This window comes from Poseidonocella sp. HB161398 (assembly GCF_005870025.1).
Lineage (GTDB): Bacteria > Pseudomonadota > Alphaproteobacteria > Rhodobacterales > Rhodobacteraceae > Mangrovicoccus.
Genome location: NZ_VATA01000084.1, coordinates 1 through 20,959 on the forward strand (window position 1 = coordinate 1; position 20,959 = coordinate 20,959).

15 protein-coding genes and 1 pseudogene are annotated in these 20,959 nt (G+C 57.1%); 9 read left to right on the forward strand and 7 right to left on the reverse strand.

Annotated features, from left to right (window positions below; all coding sequences use genetic code 11):
- Nucleotides 1–111: 111 nt before the first annotated feature.
- Nucleotides 112–510: a hypothetical protein gene (locus FGX59_RS32310; protein WP_138472169.1), complete on the reverse strand. Its 399-nt coding sequence runs from the start codon at nucleotides 508–510 to the stop codon at nucleotides 112–114.
- Between the two features lie 79 nt (nucleotides 511–589).
- Nucleotides 590–1,414 carry an STING domain-containing protein gene (locus FGX59_RS32315; RefSeq protein ID WP_138472171.1) on the reverse strand — a complete coding sequence of 275 codons (825 nt, stop codon included), beginning with the start codon at nucleotides 1,412–1,414 and terminating at the stop codon, nucleotides 590–592.
- A gap of 175 nt (nucleotides 1,415–1,589) precedes the next feature.
- Between FGX59_RS32315 and FGX59_RS32320 the strand changes: the two genes are divergently transcribed.
- Nucleotides 1,590–2,090, forward strand: a complete 501-nt coding sequence (locus tag FGX59_RS32320) for a hypothetical protein (RefSeq protein ID WP_138472173.1) — start codon at nucleotides 1,590–1,592, stop codon at nucleotides 2,088–2,090.
- Between the two features lie 96 nt (nucleotides 2,091–2,186).
- Here FGX59_RS32320 and FGX59_RS32325 read toward each other — a convergent pair whose 3' ends face one another.
- Entirely contained in the window at nucleotides 2,187–3,581 is a 1,395-nt protein-coding gene (locus FGX59_RS32325; protein ID WP_138472175.1) for a hypothetical protein, read from the reverse strand.
- A 404-nt stretch (nucleotides 3,582–3,985) separates the two neighbouring features.
- Between FGX59_RS32325 and FGX59_RS32330 the strand changes: the two genes are divergently transcribed.
- The 7 genes from FGX59_RS32330 to FGX59_RS32360 all read left to right on the forward strand — a co-directional run bounded on the left by FGX59_RS32330 (nucleotide 3,986) and on the right by FGX59_RS32360 (nucleotide 16,277).
- Nucleotides 3,986–7,006 (forward strand): di-heme-cytochrome C peroxidase, encoded by a 3,021-nt coding sequence (locus tag FGX59_RS32330; protein WP_138472177.1) that lies wholly within the window; start codon nucleotides 3,986–3,988, stop codon nucleotides 7,004–7,006.
- Between the two features lie 91 nt (nucleotides 7,007–7,097).
- Complete coding sequence (locus FGX59_RS32335; protein WP_138472179.1) at nucleotides 7,098–8,120, forward strand: MBL fold metallo-hydrolase; 1,023 nt, start codon at nucleotides 7,098–7,100, stop codon at nucleotides 8,118–8,120.
- 44 nt (nucleotides 8,121–8,164) lie between these two features.
- The gene (locus FGX59_RS32340; RefSeq protein ID WP_138472181.1) at nucleotides 8,165–9,889 is read left to right on the forward strand and encodes an amidohydrolase family protein; all 1,725 of its coding nucleotides are present in this window, start codon (nucleotides 8,165–8,167) and stop codon (nucleotides 9,887–9,889) included.
- Nucleotides 9,890–10,448: 559 nt separating this feature from the next.
- Nucleotides 10,449–12,833 (forward strand): patatin-like phospholipase family protein, encoded by a 2,385-nt coding sequence (locus FGX59_RS32345; protein WP_138472183.1) that lies wholly within the window; start codon nucleotides 10,449–10,451, stop codon nucleotides 12,831–12,833.
- A gap of 995 nt (nucleotides 12,834–13,828) precedes the next feature.
- Nucleotides 13,829–15,349: a DUF2272 domain-containing protein gene (locus FGX59_RS32350; protein WP_138472185.1), complete on the forward strand. Its 1,521-nt coding sequence runs from the start codon at nucleotides 13,829–13,831 to the stop codon at nucleotides 15,347–15,349.
- 43 nt (nucleotides 15,350–15,392) lie between these two features.
- Complete coding sequence (locus FGX59_RS32355; protein WP_138472187.1) at nucleotides 15,393–15,893, forward strand: hypothetical protein; 501 nt, start codon at nucleotides 15,393–15,395, stop codon at nucleotides 15,891–15,893.
- 15 nt (nucleotides 15,894–15,908) lie between these two features.
- Nucleotides 15,909–16,277 carry a hypothetical protein gene (locus FGX59_RS32360; protein WP_138472189.1) on the forward strand — a complete coding sequence of 123 codons (369 nt, stop codon included), beginning with the start codon at nucleotides 15,909–15,911 and terminating at the stop codon, nucleotides 16,275–16,277.
- Nucleotides 16,278–17,102: 825 nt separating this feature from the next.
- Here FGX59_RS32360 and FGX59_RS32365 read toward each other — a convergent pair.
- Nucleotides 17,103–17,402, reverse strand: coding sequence for a hypothetical protein (locus FGX59_RS32365; RefSeq protein WP_138472190.1), 300 nt, complete (start codon nucleotides 17,400–17,402; stop codon nucleotides 17,103–17,105).
- Nucleotides 17,402–17,659, reverse strand: a pseudogene (locus FGX59_RS32370) (transposase domain-containing protein); the annotation flags it as partial. The pseudogene FGX59_RS32370 and the gene FGX59_RS32365, both read right to left, overlap by 1 nt.
- A 255-nt stretch (nucleotides 17,660–17,914) precedes the next feature.
- Between FGX59_RS32370 and FGX59_RS32375 the strand changes: the two are divergent.
- The gene (locus tag FGX59_RS32375; RefSeq protein ID WP_138472197.1) at nucleotides 17,915–19,108 is read left to right on the forward strand and encodes an IS110 family transposase; all 1,194 of its coding nucleotides are present in this window, start codon (nucleotides 17,915–17,917) and stop codon (nucleotides 19,106–19,108) included.
- Between the two features lie 64 nt (nucleotides 19,109–19,172).
- On the opposite strand, the gene FGX59_RS32380 is transcribed toward FGX59_RS32375, so the two are convergent.
- Nucleotides 19,173–19,907: a hypothetical protein gene (locus FGX59_RS32380; protein ID WP_138472192.1), complete on the reverse strand. Its 735-nt coding sequence runs from the start codon at nucleotides 19,905–19,907 to the stop codon at nucleotides 19,173–19,175.
- Nucleotides 19,897–20,526 (reverse strand): hypothetical protein, encoded by a 630-nt coding sequence (locus tag FGX59_RS32385; RefSeq protein WP_171060934.1) that lies wholly within the window; start codon nucleotides 20,524–20,526, stop codon nucleotides 19,897–19,899. Before FGX59_RS32385 ends, FGX59_RS32380 begins: the two co-directional genes overlap by 11 nt.
- Nucleotides 20,527–20,959: the final 433 nt, after the last annotated feature.

Genomic DNA, 20,959 nt, shown 5'->3' on the forward strand with positions numbered 1-20,959 from the left:
GTACGACCGATGCCCGAAGACCTTCTTCTCGGCGATCGCACTCGCCGCAACCGTCATCTTCTGGCTGTGAGTCGGAACGAGTCCTGAGCCTAGCGCGCGCGATACTTTTAGTTATTTACTTAAGATAATGAAAATTGCGGAATACTCGCACCCCGATTTGTCTAGAAAACTATCTGAAATCTCGATGTTCAGTGCGTCAGCGCTAATTGAGAATATCTCCTTTACCCGATCATATCTCGCCACCACTTCATCGAAGCTATCGTCCAGCCTAGCTATCGCCTTAAACGTAATTTGCCCGGCGCCCAAGCCGCCTGTTTGCTTGATGAATTCAATGAAAATCTTAGAAATCCCGGAATTCTCAAGGCTGCCGAAGAGTAAGTCAGTTATCTTTTTCGGATCGTACTTGTCTCTTCTCAGATAAAAGCGCGTGTCTGCAGCGGTACTGCCCTGCCAAGAGAATTCATCCTCTCGGAGCATCAGTCCGTTTGCGAGTGATATCCATCCGCTCATATTGTCCCCAACGAGTTTGTATCTTGGTAGCGTACACCCGGCTCAGCGATAGATGCATATATAGAAGATGTACAAAATTTCAAGTCGTTCTCGAAATTTCCTCTTCTAACTGGCTTACTACTGTGCTGATTGAAGTCTCGAAGTCGCTTTCTGAGTTAGGGCATAGTATGACCAAACTTCTGAGCGATTGTTCTGGATAATAGGATCGAAGAGCGTCACCAAAAGCCTCACGTAGTTCGTTAAAGCGATTCCTGAACCACTTTGTGTTTTTGGATTTTCCAACGGGCATGTCAGCCTCAAGTTCAAGAATTTCTTGAAGTGTTCTGGTGGTGGTTGGCACGTCTACAAAGAGCGGCAGCTCTGGATGTGACTTTTTCATTACTAAGTATGTGTTTCGGAAGAATGCTTGATCGGCTGTAACTGTCTTTATTTCAAAGCCCATTCTCTTGAGGTGTCGGACCATGCCTTTCCAATATAGATTTGGCTGTGAAACTAGCTCGAACTGGGGAAGGATTACGCAGACCCTATAAGCTTCATGTTGTTCCGAGGCATGGCTGAGAACCTTCTTTAGAAAGTTCTCGTAGTAGCCAAAGGCTATAACTCTGATTGATGTTTCGCGGATCGCAGGGATCTTAAAGATATAAATAATCGAAATCGATATCATACTCGAGAGGAATGCGACCATGCCGCCGGCGGCAAGGTCATTCGAGACCAAAGGGCCGACTTCGCGTAGGGCGAGGTTTGGAAGGCCTTCAGAGAAAAAGCTCCTAAGCCAAATTGATATGGAGGATTGGCTTTCGCTGTCCGATACAATCCCTAGCGCAAAGAGCGCAACGAGAAGGGCGGAAGATCCAAATAGTACTAAGTACCAAAAGTAAGGTTTGGAACGAACTTTCCACCACATAATGTGCAACCGCCGTGTTATAATGCAGAATCAATGCAATGCTTCAACGACTTGTGATTTGAATCAATGATTCTATAAGTATCAACGAGTAGATGTCTTGTGATGCCAAACTATGATTGCTTCCTGAGCGCCGCTGCAGTTCGTCCAGGTCGCAGCGAACGACCACTGCCCGCCCATGCTGTTGAAAAAGTCTTTGTTGCGCTGCGGCAAGTCTTTCGATTCACTCAACTATGAGGTGATGGGAGGATTGAGCGAAGCATCAAACAGGAGGCCGCAGCATGAGCTGAACGGCCTACTCACCGCCTTGAGGCGGAGGAACGGGCGATCGCCCGAATGCAACGGCCTGGCTCAGCAACGACGAGCCCCAAAATCGGCGATTTCAGCCGACTTTTTCAACAACATCCGCCCTCTTCGACCAATGCTGCAGGGCGCACGAACGCCCAAAGTGGGGCTCTCTCCGGCCTTGCGGCGGCGCGGAAAGCTGGCGCTGGCGCCGATGGTTCATCGGACGCCACCGAGCCGCGCGGAGGAGCGGAACCTGCCGGTCGCGCCTGTCGCCTCGAGCGCCCCCTGGCAGCCCTTTGCCGACGGTCGCGGCGGCGTCGGGCGCGAGAGGCTCGAAGCGACCGGAAAGGGAAAGCGGATTTGCGGCGCCGCGGCAGAGCTCGGTCGGTGATCCGGCGGAAGCGGTCGATTGCCGTGGGCAGTGCTCTGTCGGCGCTGATCGCGGTAGATTGCCAATCGCGATCAGCTTTCGCTAACGGATTGCAGTCTAAAGGCAGCCGAGTATCTGCCAGATCAAGCTTCCGACGGCCGGGTTCTTCACATCACCATGGTTACTTACGATTTCTGTGGCATCGACATAGAGCAGCTTGTCAGTCACATTGAAGTCGCCGCAATTCAAGGCAATGCGCCCGCGCTCGTCGGCCTTCGACGGAAGTGTAACCTGGCTCTTCTCCAAGACATTGGCGCCGTTCTTGCCGCCGACGTGGGCAGCACCGGTAGCAAAACGGGCCACCGGATTTGCATGGTCTTCTTCGGACCATGTCAAAGCAATCATCACAGGAGGATCGTCGCGTTTCTGGTAGGGAGCTCCTTCACCGACGAAGATCCAGTCGACCACTGGAGGTAGTTCGGTGCCGGCTATGAAACGACGCGAACTGAATGCTCCCTGCAATCCAATGATGACTGGCCTACTAGGATGTTCGACGTGCTCATTCAGCATTCGCTGTGAATAGTGTGCCCGTGTCACGATACGCGCCCCCAAGGAATGGCCGATGGCAATAGTGCGCAATTCCGGGTGTTTTCGTTCTAGCCGGGGCAAAACATAGTTCATCAGGTAATTTGCGTAGCTGTACCCAATTTCGTCGGAGTCGTCCGCCTTGACCCCGTAACTTCCGATATGAAGCGCTCGGTTTCCGAGATCGAATGCCGATGTGCCACCCCAGACCGAAGGCCATGTCAGCCCCACCACTAGCGGATTGAATTTCAAATTGTCGGCCGCGTCAGCAGAATCTTTCAATTGCGACAGGATCTCGTTGTAGGCGGCCATAGATTCCACCTGATCATTGTTCCATCCCATAGACATAAAGACGAGATGGGTGAAGGGGTGGCCGGACTGCTTCGCGGCGACAATGTCTTTTTCCAGGGAACCTTCGAGGCGAGCTAGCCTATCCCAGCCGTTTTCGTATGTCGAGGAGGGCGGATCCCCGCCTTCGTCCGCAGTGTAGGCCGAGTATTGCAGAATAGTTCGCATGCCTGCATCGCCATCAGTCGGCGCATAGCGCAAAATATGCGATACAAACATGATTTTGGGGTCGTCCATAACCTTGTTGAACGTGCCCTTTTGATTGGCATAGTCTTTTGGGGACTGGTAAGATTTATCCTGAAAATTCAGTCGCTTCGTGTCATGACCTTTAAAACCCACGCCTATTCTGTCACGCCTCGCCTTCTCGATAGCGACGATGTAGCCTTGCTGGTTGAGCGGCGCGATGTAGGGACGAGCCGCCAAAAGGTGATAGCGGGATTTGGGGCCAGTCGTTCCAAACTGTTCGGCTGCAACCTCTACAGTGTCCTCGTCTGCCGCAGAAGAACAAGCCGAAAGAAAGGCTATGAGAGCAAAGAGATATGACCGGTTGACCGGTTTCAAATACGTTTTCAGATTCAAGCCACGGCCCCGTTTCTTATATCAAACCGACAAGATACTGGCATGAGAACTCCATAACTCCCTTACGTCAATTAATTTTGTATCTCTGCGAGGTGTTGATGCCGCTGACAGTCAGCATCGGCCTCCTCAAGAGTGCGCGCTGGCGTCACGACCGGGATCTGGCGTGATGGCTAGCGGACATGAATGATCTGCCGAAGGCGACGTAAAGGATCACCGACCAGCCGTCTAAAAATCGGGCAGCGATGCAGAGCGGTCGCTGTTCGTCTGGTTCATCTCCTTTCGACTCTGGCGTCAGACAAATTTCGCCTTCTTGACTCGTGAAGGGATATTCCGTTTCATAGGACTACACGTTTAGTTTCATCTACCAAACAGATTTTCAATCTTTCGAAGAATTGAGGCTTTTCATGAAGTTTTCGGCCTTGGCGACATTGATGTCTATTTCCTGCATGCCCGCCGCTGCAGAGGAATTTGCCGCAAATGACGTATCCATACTTCTGGAGGCTCCGTTCGAGGCAGAAGATCCGAAACTGCTGCTGCCGGTCTCGTCTCTCTCCCGGGAACTTGCCGATGTGATTGCAAGAACAATTTCGGAACAGGCCGACGGACAGGAGGGCACGACCAGAATGCCGAAGATCAGGACGGCGCTGCTCGAGGCCTCGAACCGTGACCGGCTTCATGTTGCCTCGATCCGGATCGATCCGGGCGCTCCCGGGCTGCATTCAGCCTTTGCCCCCTTTGGACGCAACCTGCAAGTGAGGCTGGTCGTGCAGCCGGTGGACGTGGACAAACCGCAGCCGGTGACGGACGAGGCGCTGCATCTTGTCTACCAGTTCGGTGCGCGGGACGCGAGCGTACCAGGATGCGGTTTCCGGGTTGTGCCCTCGGAGGCGGACATCAGCGCCTATGAGGCGGTCCTCACGGATCTGGCGGCGATGAAGCGTGGCTTGGCAGCAATGGACGTGGACACGACCGGGCAGCCACTAGGGGTCCATCCCGCATTCGGGTCTCCGGGCAAGGGTCACGTCTTGGTCGAGAAACTGGCCGCCTTCTTGGAAACGCATCTGACCGAGGATCGTCTTTCTGCGGTTTCCATTGCCGGACTGCCGGATGGCGCTCCGGAACCCTGGGTCTTCCTGGCGATGCAGGTCGCAGGACCGCAAACGGTCATCGCTGTTCCCTCCCCTGCGTTGCCGGGCAGGCCGGTCGGCGGGCCCCCACCCCAGGCGAACACGCGGCAGATGCTCAGCTTCGTGGGAGACAGGTCGAAGCGGGTCTTCCCCGCTCCGCTGACGCGCAATCTCGCGCCTGTGGACTGCCTGTTCAACCAGGCGATCTGGGCGCATGACCTGCCAAGACCCGGACCGGGCGACGGGGTCTCTACGGCAGAGCTGTTTGCGCCGGGGGGCAATATGCCGGACCGAGCTGCCGAGATCGGGGCGGTGATCGCCGATACTTCGCGGTCGCATTTCTTCAATACCGATTGCGTTAGCTGTCACACCGAGACCCGGCGCCAGATGGATGCCGGGCCCGATCCCATGGCAGCTGGCGCGGAGATCGCCGCCGCCGAGGGCATCGCAGCAGCGGACCTGCCAGCCGATCCGGGCGGCAGGCTGGATCATTGGAATATCCGGGCCTTCGGCTGGTTCCCGGGGTTTGGCCAGACGGGCGAGCGGGCCCATGCGACGGTTGTGCGTCGAACCGCTCGGGAAACGGCCGATGTCCTGGCCTGCCTAAATGATGGAGACTGGAAGGACCTGAGCCAGTCCTGCGGGGCGCCCGCACCGGTCAAGATTGACGCTCAAGGCTGGACAGACGAGGTCCGTCGCGCGTTCTACCATACCTCGCAGGGCGGGCGGATCCTGCCGGCGGCATGGTTCAACGCGCTCGAGACCCCGGAAGGCGGAGCCCGCTTCGCGACACGGGAGAATTTGGAAACCTACGGGCTGCTGGCCTCCGAACAGGATGAGTGGAATCCGGATGGCTGGCCGATTGGCTTTGCCCGAACTTCCGTCAACGGCACCGACTATGTCAGCCTGAACTGCGCGGCCTGCCATACCGCCGACGTGGTGGCTGGGGATGTGCGGAGTCGCGTGGATGGCGCGCCAGCTGCATTCGATTTCGACCGTTTTATCGGGGACCTGGCGCGGGCGGTGGCTGCGACAGTGCAGATGGACTTCTCAGAAGGCAGCGCACCAGTGCCGAGGGAGCGATTCCAACGTTTTCTGGCCACCATTGCACTGGAGACGCCGGAGCTGAAAACAGATCCTGATAAAGCCATGGGACGGATTCTCGCCGAGACATCAGCGTTTGCCGGAAACATGGCGCTTCGCCGGCCGGCGCACCCGTCCGGGCCCGGACGGGTGGACGCGCTGACCCAGATCACGAACGTGCTCGTGGTTTCGGATCTGGGCATGCCCTCGAACTTTGCTGTGCCACAGGCTCCGACGAGCTATCCACCGCTCTGGCTGACGCCCGGCCTGGAATATGTGCAGTACAATCTTTCCGTTGCCGATCCGCTGTCACGCAACCTCGGCCAGGCTCTCGGCGTGTTCGGCACGGTCAATCTGTCCGGCAAGGATATGTTCACCTCGAGCGCCGATATCGACGCGCTGCAGGATTACGAGCGCTGGCTCGAGATGCTCGATGTGCCTGCATGGCCCGAGGCGGAGCTGGGGCCGATCGACGAGGAACTTGGCCAAAAGGGCAAGGACCTTTTCGCCGCCAATTGCGAGCGGTGCCACAATGCTCCGAACTACCGCAAGACAGACGCCGGGAGGAACGCCAAGGAGGACACGTTCATCGAGGTCTCTCATCATGCGATGGAGGAGGCCGGGACCGACCCGGCCTATATCGCGGCCTTTACCCGGAGGTGGGCACTGAGCGGGCCGCTGGACGGGGTAGAAATTGGAGGCACGCGCATCCCTCCTGTCGAGCCCGCTGCGCTCTTGCTGAGCCAGATAGTCGGTGCAACCGTGCGCCAGGCTGTGGGCGACCGGGCGGACGAGTTGCTGAGGTTGCGCCCGGCCGGTCAGGGCTTCTGTCAGGAAAAACAGGATACGCAGCCTTGCGGTTACATGCCCCCAGGTGGCGGCAGCATGCTCAAGGCGGCGCCGCTGGAGGGTGTCTGGGCCACTGGTCCCTACCTGCATAACGGTTCGGTCCGAACGATCTACCAGCTTCTTTCACCCCCAGGGGATCGCGAAACGACCTTCTTCGTGGGTGATCGGCGTCTCGACGCAGATGAGATGGGCTTTCTGAGCACCGCATCCGATGGGGCGTACGAATTCGACACCAGCCTTCCGGGCAATGGAAATGGGGGCCACGTCTTCTGGGATAAGCCGTTCAGCGATCCGGAAAAGCGCGCCCTGATCGAGTACCTGAAGGAGCCCGCACGCTTTCCGTTCATTCGGCCCGATGGGAACTGAGCTGGCCCAGCCCCGCGTCCGGGGCCGCCTCTTCGCTGCATGCGTCGCGGGGCTGGTGCTACTGCTTGCCGGATGCTCGTCGGCAGAGTTCATGGAGTCTGTTGCCCCTCGCAGCCTGCCGCCGTCGCGGGGCGCAGTTACCGTCACCAATCTTGGCGTCTCGGGCCTGCTGATCGACGATGGCGCCACCCAGATTGTCATCGACGGCTTTCTCACGCGGCCTGACAAGGGACTGTTGTCGCCGATGGCGCCAGACCTGAAGACCATTCGCGCCTGGTTGAACGACAACAGGATGCGCGCCTTTCACTGCGCTGTTCCCGCGGGCGGCGGAACCTGCACCGAGGAGGAGCGGCGCGGCGTTTCCCTTGTTGTAGCGGCCCACGGACACTACGATCACGCGCTCGACACGCCGACAGTGGCGGCGCTGACTGGTTCCTGGCTGGTCCGGGACGACTGGATCGACGAGATCACGCGTGCCTCCGAGGCATATTTCGGCAATGCCGTTCCAGCGGAGGCCTGGGCGGCACTGCGCAGCCACGGCCTCGCCTCCGCGTCCAAGGGAAGTCCGCCGGTCGAGCATCGGGCTGGAGCCTTCACGGTTACGCTGATCCCGACACTCCATGTGGACTATCCCGGCGTGCGGCTTCTGCGTGGCGTGCCAGATGTGGGTTTCAGCTTTCCCACACGGCTCTTCGCGATGAAGGAGGGGAACAGCCTGTCCGTCCATGTTGCCCACCCCGCCGGATCCCTGCTGGTCGTGCCGACATTCGGCGTGCCGGAGGCTCCGGCGGAGCGGCTCAGGGCGGAGGTGGTATTCCTCGGGATCGGGTTTGCCGGCTGGAAGGAGCCGACCGAGCGCATCCGGGTCTGGCAGCAGACAGTGGGCAGAAGCGGTGCGCATCGCGTCGTCCTGACCCATTGGGACAACAACAAGGGCTCGATTTCGGCTGAGACCGGCGGTGCGCTTAAACCGCTGGGCGTGCTGCGGCTGGACCGCAGCTGGAAGTCTTTCTGTGCGCTGGCCTCGGGAATGGTCGACATGCGCTTCGCCCCTGCCGGGGTTGCGGTGGACCCCTTCATTGCGACGACGGCGCCGTCGGTCGGCTGTCCCTAGCAAACCGACGCACGGAGCGGATTGAATTTCGAGAGGAGCAGGACATGGACAGGCGCAGATTTCTTGTCGGGCTGGCCGGGTTGGCTGGGTGCAGCGGCAACAGCTATCCGGAACACGTCGAAGCCGTCACCCGCAGTTGCTCAGAGGTGACCCATCGGACAGATGACATGCTGCGCATCGATGTGCATTGCCATCTGCTGAACCTCCCGGACGCGGCCAACGCGGCTTTCGTCAACCGTCACTTCGTGCCCGAGGATCTCGGCGTTCAGGGAGTCGTGGGCGGCGCTCTCGAACTCGCCTCCTCTTTTGCCGGGGGCGCGGTAATGTCGACGGCCGACGAGACCGCGATGCTGGTTGCAGCCCAGCGGCAGAATCTGTCTGCTGCGGACTTCTGCCGAAGGATGACGGCGGCGCAAGCCGGGATGTTCCGCTCGACAGCCGACCCGGCAAATATTGGCACAGGAAATGGCCGGGTGCTGGGCTTCACCAGCAACAAGAACCGCAATGCCGCGCTCATGATGGCGTTCTGGCCCGAAGTCGACATCTTCATGCCGTCGCATGTGGATTTCGCAGAGGCTAACCTGTGGTGCTATGCGGGCGTGCCGGAGCCGGTCTGCAAGCCCAGCGTCGACCCGGTCCGCGAGTTGTCCGACTACTACATGAACCTGAACCTCGCGACACGCGGGCGCTTCCTGCCGCTGATGCCGTTCCATCCGCGGCGGTTCTATGAGGAATGCCGAGAAAAGTTCGGGACAGGGACGAACATCGTGCCACGCCGAAAGGAGGTGCGCTGCATCCGCGCGATCTATGATGGCGTCGTGAACAAGGGCTTCATCGGCGTCAAGGTGCATCCGACGGCCGGGTTCGACCCGTTCCAGAATGATCGTTCGGCCTGCCCGAACCAGCCGGTCCTGATCCGCTATGCCGGGCAGTCGGAACTGAGCCCGAATGAAAAGGAGATCTACGATCTTGGCATGCGCACGCTCTACGAGGTCTGCGCCGAACTTGACGTGCCGGTGCTGACCCATGGCTCGGATTCCCTCGGTGTCAATATTGCATGCACCCGTCGTGACCCCGATGCGAGCGATGGGCAAAAGGGGAATCCGCTGAACTGGGCGAATTCCTCAAAGCACTGGACGCAAGCATTAGAAAGCCCTGAATTTGCGAATTTCCGTGTCTGCCTCGCCCATTTCGCCTCGCGCTTTCATGACCACGTGAAGAACAATGATGGCGCCTACAAGCGCAAGGCCGCCGTGGAATATGAAGACCCTGCTACCCGCGAGGTGCTGCGGCGGTCAGCCTGGCTCGGCGCGGCGATGGCGCATATCAGCGCGCACCGGGATCGCGGCGACATGTATCTCGACCTCTCCCACATGGTCGAGCTGGCCTATTCGAGCGCCGTTGAATTCGACAGCAAGGCAAAGCCAAATACGGACGGGCTGTTCAACCTCGGCTACACGCCCGACCCAACCTACGCGAAGGCCTTCCGCAAGTTTCTGGAGGAAAATGACTATCTCGGAAAAGTCACGATGTACGGGTCGGACTGGCACATGCCGGGCGTCTCCAAGACAGGACCGCAGTACCGTCAGCTGATCGAGCGCGTGCTGCCCGGGCATATGCGCAAGAACATCATGGGACGCAACGCGGCGCGCTTCTACGGGCTGGAGAAAGGCGCGCGAACGCGTAGGCGGCTCGAAGCCTTTTATCGTGCCAAGGGCCTGGTCTCTGAGCACGACATTCCCTGGATGAGAAAGATCGACAAGGCCTGACCGGCGAGGAACACGGATATGACAGACGCGGACAGACATGACGGACCATGTGATGAAGGGCTGTGGCCGCGACTTTCGGCATGGCTGGCAGCAAGCCTCCCCCGTGCAGCCTTCATCGGCATCATCGTGGTCGTTTGCACTAGGGATATCGACCAACTTGAGGCGATCTTCGCCATGGGGAACTACGCGCACATGTTCCTTCTAACAGCATCCCTCGCTGCCCTCTTCGGACTAGTCCGTGCGCTTCCGCAGGGCGACCGAAGTCACCTCGTTCGCGGCCGGAGACAGAGCGCTTCCGCCGGTCATCCAAGGCCGACTGTATCTTGTTCTAATGCCAAGACGTTTGAATTTGAGCGAGAACATACGACATGGACGGACCTCTCGAATCAAGGGGACATGTTCGCCAGAATGGGTCCGGTCAAGATCAAATATGCTCTCCCTAGGTTATTCGAGACGGGTACTTCAATTGGTTTGCAGCTCGAAAGAATACCGAATTCATACTAGGCCCAACGACATCTCTACGCGCTGAACTCAAGCGCATTTAATTTAAGGATTAGCAATGAGAAGCTTTTGCATTTTCTTTACCTCAAATCTTCCGATAGCTTCATTTTCACTTCTCCCATTGTATCTTATGTTTGCTCCCCAAAGTGAGCAATTGATCACCGCTCTTAATGAGCGATCTAGTCTATATTCAGGATTTTTTCTCCCTGCGCTGGCACTAGCATTCTCTGTGCTGATCTCAAAATGCGCCAGTTCGCTGCGTTGGAGGATTGTTCTCTCAAAGAAAACTGGGTGGAGAATTGCCGATCGGATTGCTATTCTTATTCCTGCCATACTTTATCTTTGTTTAGCTTTGAAACTTCAAGACGGCTGGCCACTTATTGGATGGGCAGCCTTTTTTGTTGTAGTGGCCGCTTGGTATCGGCACACAACCACTAATCGCGGAACCTCCTTTGAATTTCTATTATCGAAGTCGACCCCAAAGCTGATCCTGCTACTAATCATGTTGACTCTTTGGATCGGATTAGTGGCCTTCTCACTTTTGAACCCAATCGAGGCGGGAAGGTTTCTGGGGGTAAATGCGGTCCTGATTGTGTTTCTTGGCCTTATAATATCTGCTGTATCGTTCCTGCTGACTAGTGGCGCAAGAGGGATAACTGCATTTGCCGTAGCATTTTCGATACTCGCATTTTGGAACAATCCGCATGAGATGAGTATTGCCGACTACCATCCGCCAGCCAATCAATTATCGAATCCGTTACCAAAGTGGCTTCTAACAAGAAACGATCTTAGAAAGTATAAGGATGCTGGTAGGCCATATCCCATCCTTGTTGTCGCCTCAGAGGGGGGGGGCGGATATGCCGCTCTACACGCCTACGCTTTCCATCGTAAGGCGCAAGAAATCTGCCCTACTTATACCCAGCATCTTTTTGCGGCAATCGGTGTTTCCGGTGGCGCTGTGGGAAATTACTTGGCGAATTTCAAAAACAAAAGCTTTGCCAACCCGAAGGACGCAAAAGTCGGATGTAACCCTCTGGAGTTCACCCCTGCAGATATCACCGATGAACTGACGATTATGTCCGAAGATCTTCTTTCACCTTTGGCATATACTCTTGCCTTCAGGGATTTCCCTAACAGATTATTGTTTGGAATGTTGTCTGAGCATAGTAGAGTCGATATTTTTAGGGAGATGCTTCTAGGGCAGACCGAGCGCTTGTCCGGCGTTGATTCCAGTTCCTTCAAGGTGTTTTCCGCCTTCTGGAACGGCGTGAAGGGTGACAGTAGCTTACCGATCCACGGTCCGGCTCAAATTCCACTTGCTACACACGTAGCAACAGGTCAACAGTTTGCGTTCTCGCCTCTTGATTTAACGGAGTTCGGCATTTCAGTGGATCAGCCGGTTATAATAAATCCCGGTACGGGACTTGTGGATATCATGAAATGGAACGTGGAAAAGGATATCTCATTGATCGACGCTGTGATGGCTTCGGCTGCGTTCCCTTATGTGACGCCAGCAATCGAATTGTCGCTTCCCTTCACGGCCGAAATGGAAACGAAAGATGGTTTGATTGATTTCCAAGAGAATCGGCGCTATTCTCTTGTGGATGGTGGCTACGCGGACGGCTCAGGTTTAACCTATTTGTTGAAGATTCATGATGGCGCCGGTCACCACTCATTGGTGAATTTTGAAATTCCGAACCTGACAAAATTCTGGGAAGACCTTAGTGGAGAACTCGGCACCTTTTCAGACGGGCACATCGAGCTTTTGAATGAATATCGAGATTGCAAAGAAGTCAAATTCTCAGTGCGATCAGCGTCGCCACCAAAAGTTTCGTTTGCGCTCGGAAATGAAAAGGCATGGAGTGACTGTGCAGTTTTGGGTGAGATCTACTATATAACTTTGGGCTCTGCAGATGGTGTGCAGTTTGCCAATGCAGGAAAACCTCTGGGAAAGCAAAGATCTGAGACGCTTCAAAACTTCGTTCTAGACCCACTTCTCGCTTTGGCCGCTGCGCGGACAAGTCGGAATGAGGAGGCACGGGTATTAACTGAGCGTGTTCTTTGTGGAGACTGCTTGAAATCTCAACTTGTCGAATTTTCTCAATCAGGACCAATGTCAACACATCTTCTCGACGTTGAGGCTGTGGGCCTCCCCTTAGGTTGGGACATGCCACTTAAGAATCTTATCGAAGCAACTAAGACTATCCTTCCTTCAACCGAAACCCAAAAAGAGATTCTTAAAGAGATTCCACGTCACTGGATCGGCACATGCAATCCAAACGGATTTAGCGACAGCCAGTGGCAAGACGTGGTTGATTTAAGAGATGCTGGTGGTTTTCCAAATTGTCCTGATGACCTTATGGCATTCCTTTCCAAATATCCAACTGCCATCAACCACGGAGCCAGAATGAACCTGCAGGCAGCGTTGTCGCTTAGCCAATAATACGCCGCTGAACGAAATAGTCACTCCTCGACGCGGTCTGTAGAACGGTATTCATTCGCGACGAGCCCAAGTTTGACGGCTAGAGCATGTCGACAAAAGCGTAATCAGATGTGGATGGAGGCCATGTAGATGATGCCGAGGAAACTCAGCACTGTCGTGTCACAGCGCGTCGCCTCCCGGCGCCACTGCTTGAGTCCAAGAGTGACCAAAGAATGTTGCGGGCCGGGTCGGGGCGGCCGTTCCAGTGAAAGCCGCAGCGCGGCGGGGCAGAATTCTGAATGACCGGTCTGGGGAGCGGTGGCGCGAACTTCGGGCGGGCTGGTGTTGCCTGCCACCGGCTGCAAACTGCGCTCTTTGCGAGTAGGGGCGGCACGGATGAGCGGCCGGACTTCGGTGGCCCGGCCAGGTCGGCGCCGTTCGCACGAAGAACCCGGCGAGCGGCCGCTTCCGCCCGATCGCCGACTGGTCTCCGCCGCGGCGCCGCAAGTCCGCTTCCTTTGGCCGGTCGCATCGGGCCTCTCGTGCCCGGCGCCCTCGCGAGCGGCCGGAAAGGGCTGTCAGGGGGCGCTCGAGCTGTCAGGCGCGATCGGCTGCTTCCGCCCTTCGGCCTGGCATGGTTTCAGTCGATGAACCATCGGCACGATGGCCAGGCTGCCGCGCCGCCGCAAGGCCGTAGAGAGCCCCTCTTCTGCCGTTCGTGCGCCCCGCAGCATTGGTCAAGGAGGGCGGGAAGGGAGAATTCGCCGCAGAGCAGAGAGGTTGCGCGCAAATCGCCAACGCGGTCATTGGACGCCACAAACCGGCGGCGGTTCAATCCAATCATGCGCGACATTGGATGGATTCAGCGAGGCCAATGGAGAGGGCTCGCTTTGAAAAACCATCTCCCCATAGCAAGTTTTAGGCGAATCATGATACAAATAATCCCCTAATGGGGATTTTCAGGTTTCTCGAGCAGCCAAATTTTCAGACAATTATGGGGTGAATTGGAGAACGTCATGCTACTAGGAGTCGATGTTTCGCACCACCAGAACCCGGCAAAAATAGACTGGGAAAAACTGTTTCAATCGAATGTGCGCTTTGCTTTTATACGAGCTACATACGGCGTCAAGGAAGACGAAACATTTCTGGACCATGTTGAATACGCACGTCAGTCCGGGATTCTGACGGGGGCTTATCATTTCCTGCGCTACAAGTCTTCGCAACCCGCTGAAGCACAGGCCGAAGCCTTTCTGGAGGCGCTTGAGCCCTTGGCCCCGCACGCGCAGCCGATGCTGCTGCCAATGCTCGATCTGGAAGATAACAGTTTTGACGATCCGATCAACACTGCGCATGACCGCCGCACATTCGTGGAAATGACCAATACCTGGCTCAGGATCGTCGAAAAAGAACTGGGCCGTATGGCGGGGATTTACACCCGGGCCAGCTTTTTCGACCACGATCTTGGCGCGCCTGCGGGGTTCGGTGTACGCCCGCTTTGGATCGCGCACTACACAACCAAACCGTCGCCAAATTTGCCCCAGGCCTGGTCCGGGCATACTTTCTGGCAGTTCACCGACAAGGGCAAGCTGCCAGGATTTGACAGGCGGCTTGATCTGAACCGGTTTGACGGCACGCAAGAAGAAATGGAGGCACTGGCGACCAACACGCCCTTCAGCGACAGCCCGGACCTGCCGCCGGAAACCGAAAATCGCGTCGCACCTCTTGGTGCGGAAACGCTTGCGGTGATGCGTATCGCGGCCAAAGGTCTGAATTTGCGCTCAGCGATGCAGGTCAACAATGGGACGTTCATCATCACGCTGCCGCTTGGCCATCGGGTGGAAATTCTTGCCAAGGACCAGATCGACGCCAAAGGCCGCGCTTGGGCGCACGTACGCACCTTTGTCGGCAGCGCAGAACAAACCGGCTTTGTCGCGCAAAGCTATCTGCGTCCTCTGGCGGGCGACCCCATCGAAGCTCTGGTTGATTCCACTGTGACCGAATGGAAGCGGTTCAACTTCGGCGCAGGGAAGGAAACCGTCTTTCCATATTGGGATTTCGTCGGCGAGATGTGGCGCGACCTTGATCCCAACTCGAAGATCACCGGCAAGAATACGTCGATATTCTGGTCCGCCGCGGCGATGTCCTTTTTCGTGCACCGCGCGGGTCCGGCCTACGACGGGTTCCGGCGGTCGGCGCAGCATTCCATCTATATCCACGACTCGATCATGAAGCGCGATGCCAACGCGGCCGCCCCGTTTTGGGGGTTCCGCCTGTCCGAAGCCCCGGTCGAGATCGGCGATCTGGTTTGTATCGACCGCACCGATGCCGGGATCGATTTCGACTTTGCCCGGACGCACGCAGACTTTTCCAGCCACACTGACGTGGTTGTGGGAATTCATCATGGTGTGGCGGTCACGCTGGGGGGCAACGTGTCCAACTCGGTATCGTCCAAGGAATTCGACCTCGGGCCCGATGGAAAACTGAAGCCCGGCAAAAAGCTATTCATGCTGATGAAAAACAGGACAGCCGGCGTGTGAAGAAATTCGGGTGCAAACCCTGATCGCAACAAGGGAGAGTGGAATGCGACAACACCTTGCCAAAATAAGATCGATCTGGTTGTCGGTGGTCATCGTTCTGGCCGCCTGCACCGTCACACTGGCCCCACCTTATGACGCTGAACTGGCGTCAGGTCTGGACAGCACAAACCAAACCACGCTGATCCTGTTCAGCGCGCTCAGCCAAGGGGCCAGCGCAGACGAATTCTCGCGGTTTCAGGGCCAATATGATGCGGCCATCGGCCAGTTCGATGCATTGCGGATCCGGGCCGACGCGCGGGAAACGCCCCCCCTGTCACGGAAAGCAATCGAAAACATCCAGCTCTTTCCCGAGTTTTGCGGTATGGACGACGGCTGCGTGAACCCGACACCCGGCATCCTTGAAACCCTACTCTCCACGCTTCGGCAGATGCGGAATACGCACAGAAGCCGGGGCTTGCCTGCGGATAAGGTGGCGCTTTTCAAGAACGATTACGAGATCGCAATCACTCAGGCTCTCAACGTCGAACAATCGTTCAACAGATAAAGTTAGGAGAATACGATGAGCGTCAATATCGCTGAGCTGACGACCGACATCATCAACGCAGTCACTAACATTGTCGGCAGTGACTGGTCGAAAATTTCAACCTTTGCCAAGAAGCAGATCAAAATGCTGGCCAAACAGGCCGAAATGATCGCCACCTCCCGAATTACCGGTTCATTGCGCGATGACGACGAAAATTTCGTCTTCTTCATGGGGCAATTGGAAAAACACACTCGGAACTTCGCACGCGCGGTTGCTGCAATGACGATTGTGACGCTGGAAAGGGCCTGGAACGCCGTCGCGAACCTGATCTGGGGCGCAGTCAACACCGCGCTGCAAGGGGCAAACCTTGGCCAAATTGCGCTTCCCCCGTTGCCCGAGATGTGATCCCTGATTAACGCTCTGGATAGGCTTTGATGATGGGACCGCCGCCCAACAGGCCGAAACCAAGACTTTGCAAATGGAGCTGTCTGCGCTTCGCTGACCTTGAAGCAGGGCGCGGCTTCCGCAGAGCAAGACTGAGCAGTCTTGAAGGTCTGTTCTCGGGAAACCGTCGCACATGCAGCATTGCCTTCGCTGCAATTTCCGCAAATGTCGTGATTGGTGAAGGATTTTCGATGCGGGCCGGGGCGTGAGGGTGCGGCTTGGTGCCTGGGCGGCCCGCGTTGGAAATCCTCCCAAGGTGGAAGCCGCGGTGGCCTTGCGCTGTCTATGGGGAAAGTGGGCTGCGGCCAGTGCCGACGATGATCACATCACGTCTGTCTGGACAGGCATGAGGGCCGCGCGGTGAACCGGAGCCTAGCGGGGTCGTGCAGTCCAGGCGGCAGGAACGTCGGCGATCCACCTCCGGGAAGCCAAGCTGACCTACGGGCACGAACGGAGCTATCCGGCCGGAAAGCGCGCGCCGGGACAATCTTCGCGATGAGAACGGGCATCTCGTCATGCGGCCTGCTCCCGCGGCGGCGCACGCGATCGCGGCACCTGCCCACGCCGGAAGATCTCGATGATCCGCATCGGGCCGCCGCAGCACGGGCACGGCTCGCGCAGCGCGAAGGGGCGCGGCGCTTCCTCCGGCGGCGGCGTGTCCGCCGGGTGCGCCCGGACTTCCCCGATCAGCACCCTGATCCTGGAGACACTGGCCTTCCGGACGCCGCTGGCGAGGAAGCCATAGTGGCGGATGCGGTGTAAGGCTACGCCGAAGGCCGTCTTGATTCAGCGCTTTTCCTCATCGGCCATTATGCGTTCGATGACGTCGGGCTCGCACCGGGCGTCGAGCAGGAACTCGCGGATTCCGCCTTCCCAGGTGCGGATGTCGGCAAGGAACTCCTGCAGGCTTTCGATGCCGCGGGCCGTGAAGGTCGTGATCCCGTACTCGGTGCCGTCGTCGGCCCAGATCATCTCGCCGTAATCGATGTTGTCGGAATTGGCGCTGATGACCTCGATGAGCTCGAGGTTCTCGCCGATCCGCCTGGCGACCTCGCCTATGGACAGGACCTGCGTGACGCGGGCCATCAGGCGGCCGCGACGGAGCGGCTCTCCGGCCGGGTCCAGTTCCAGGGAAGCAGTTCGGGCAGCCGCGAGACCGGCAGGTCGGAGATGCGCGCGATGGCATCGGCAAGCCAAGCCTGGGGGGCGATGCCGTTCAGCTTGGCCGTGCCGATCAGCGTGTACATGGCGGCGGCGCGGTGGCCGCCTCGCTCTGAGCCTGCGAAGAGCCAGGATTTTCTGCCCAGAGCCACACCGCGCAGCGACCGCTCGGCGGCGTTGTTATAGGGCATGATGTTCGCCGACGCTCCCGTTCTTGTTGGAGCCTGCCCTGTCAGGGGGTAGCATTCGGATACTGGGCCGGGGCGTCGGGAGCATGAAACGGCGGCAGGCCGTCCTGACCATGAGCTGCGAGCTCGAGTTGTTACTTGGCCACCCCTACGACCTGCCCGGTTGCGCTGCGAGCGCGGATCCGTAGATGTCGTGTAGACCCGCCAGCTCCCGGAAACCAGAGGAGAGGGAGCATGCGTGTCATTGGAATGGACGTCCATCGAGCGTTCGCCCAGATTGCCATCCTGGAAGACGGCAAGGTGATCGATGAACAACGCCTTGATCTTGTGCAGGACAAGGTCGTCGCGTTCGGGCGAAGGCTTAGGCTCGACGACGAGGTGGTGCTGGAGGCGACCGGCAATACGGCGGCCATCGAGCGGCTGCTCCGGCCGTTCGTCAGCAGGGTCGTCATCGCTAATCCGCGGATGGTGCGGGCGATTGCCTACGCTCGCGTCAAGACTGACAAGATCGACGCCATCACGTTGGCGCGCCTCCAGGCGTCGGGCTTCCTGCCCGAAGTCTGGGCCGCCGACGAAGATACTGTTCGCCGACGCCGACAGGCCGCCGAGCGGATGGGGCTCCTCGATGAGACGGTCCGCCTGAAATCGCGCATCCATGCGGTCCTGCACGCCAACCTGATCCCGAAATACAAGGGTGCGCTTTTCGGACCGGCCGGTCGGCGCTGGCTGGCGGCGGCATCGCTGCCCGAGCACGAGCGGTTGATCCTCGACCGCCTCGTCAACGAACTGCAGCACACCACTGAGCAACTCGCCGCCCTTGACCGGGAACTGGCTTGCCTTGCTTTGGCCGACGAACGCGCGGTGCGAATGATGACCGTTCCCGGCGTCGGCCCGGTCGTCGCGACCATGGTGCTCAGTGCGATCGGTGACATATCGCGGTTCGAGTCCCCGCAGAAGCTCGCGAGCTACTTCGGCCTCACGCCGAAAGTTCGCCAGTCCGGCGAAGGTCCGGCCCGTCACGGGCGGATTTCTAAGCAAGGCAACGGGTCTGTGAGGAAAATGCTGGTCGAGGCGGCGTGGTCCGCGCAGAGCGCGCCGGGTCCCCTGCGCGCCTTCTTCGCACGCATCAGTGCCAAGCGTGGCGCCGCAGCCGCCATCGTTGCCACCGCACGTAAACTGACCGTGTTGATCTGGCACATTCTGGCCAAAGGCCAAGTGTACGCCTTCGCGCGCCCCGCGTTCCAGGCCATGAAATTGCGCAAAGTGGCTTTGAAGGCCGGTGCTCCACGCGAGTATGGCAAAGCGGGTCCCGGGCGCGATTACTGGATCAAGGAAATCCGGCACCGCGAGATGGACTATGTGAAACGTGCTGAGGACGCGTATGCGAAGATGGTCGATGCATGGCGACAGGTGCCACCCAAGGTAAGAAAAAAGACATGCTGAGAAAGAAAGGGGCTTCTCAACACCATCCGTAACGGCAGCAATCCAAATCCGTTTCGATAGAGGTTCAACCTTTCAATTTCGACTCGGACTGCTCGCTCAACCGAAGGTTTCCCGTATCAATAAGAAATCTGGCAAAACCTTGAACGTCATCATCTCCAGAAATCCAGTAAACTTGGGTATTATTCAAGAAAGCCCGCATGGCCATTTTGAAATGCCGGGGTTGAAATTCTGTTTTATACCTGTTCAGCGCAGATATGATATCATGGGTGCTGGCGAAGTTCGGACTGGCATGGAGGCGATCAATTAACTTGTCTATCTTTTCATCTTCTTCGCCGGCGCGGATTAACGCCTTCTCAATCGCCACGAAACGGTCGCGAACCTCTGCATTTTTGAAAATGAGAGAAATCCTATCGATTGCCGCCTGCTCCTCTGAAATTGAGCATCCTATAAAGCGTAAAGCCTGAAGGTTTGCAGTGGCAGATCTTGAGATAAAATCCATATTGGCTTCAATATAATCTTCGACCGCAGGTCGGTCGCTGAAAATTCCTTCGGATGGATGGAGAAAAAAGGCATAATGGCCATGAGAGCCAACTTCTAAGCTTCCTTCATGCCCGTCCATATTTTCGATGCGAAGCTTTTTCACCTCTTCATGGGCAATGGGACGAAATTCCTCGATCACCCCACCTTCGCCAATATTCTGCACGTAGAGGCTACCGTCATCCGTGTGACTAAAAACGGGGATGCGGAAATGCGGGTGCCCCATTGCCGCCGCCGCATAGCCAAAAAGATCAAACTCCATTCAAACCTCCTTCGCGTCGTAGGAACTCCAATACCTTTGAGTATATGATCGCTGTATGCTCCGCAGAGGTAAGGCTGAAGCAATCGTAGGGCAAGGGAACCGCTTCTAAATCAGTCTCGATAAATTCAACAACAGAAGAATCTTCGAGGTAATCATAAGGAAGTATGACGGCCAGAACACTCCTTGGCGTTAGATCAATCTTGGCTTCTGTCTGAATTTCAACGCAAAATCTGCGATCATCAATTCCGTTCAAAGAAGAATCTCCGGCCAGGTCTCTGAGGGCAAGGATCTCGTGATCCATAACGGTCAAGGAATGCTCGGTACGAAACTGCCCCTCGTCTTTCGGAGCCAGCTTGAAATAGTCCTTTATCGTTTTGAAGAAAGCCCCCACAATTTTTGATGGATCGTTTAGTCCTGAAACTTCAAATTCACCAATGTCAAAAGTACTTAGGTACGCCGGATGCCTGCCCGCGCTGAACGCGCCGCTATCGAATGGAAATATCCTCTTAATTGAATTAAGTTCGTTTGCTTGGATCAAGAAGCAAATCGGCATCAGCCAGTTCTTCTGAGTATTTCCGCTGACCTTATAAGAAGGCTTTCCATAGAAAAGGTATAGCAACTGTTCCCCGACAAAGACCGGGCAATCTGTGGGAGACAGTGATTTAGTGGAAATAATGTCTCTTAGGGATCGCGCCGGGGTAGTATGGACCAGTGGGAGATCAGCACTTGCATGCACGCTGTTCTTCTTAAGAAAGTCTCCGAGCCTACTCATCGGACCCCCGCAATACCTAACTTTTATGACAGGCGTCGTGCATTCGCTTGCCCCGCAACGCTGCCGTCTCGGAGATAGCCGAATGGGATATTGAAAGCAATTGATTGTGGGTACGCCGCGACCGAATGTGGAACCCAACCACCTGATACCTCAGTGAGCCAGCTAGAGTTTCGTGAATGTCTGCTTAGGTGAAGGATTTTCGATGCGGGCCGGGGCGTGAGGGTGCGGCTTGGTGCCTTGGCGGCCCGCGTTGGAAATCCTCCCAAGGTGGAAGCCGCGG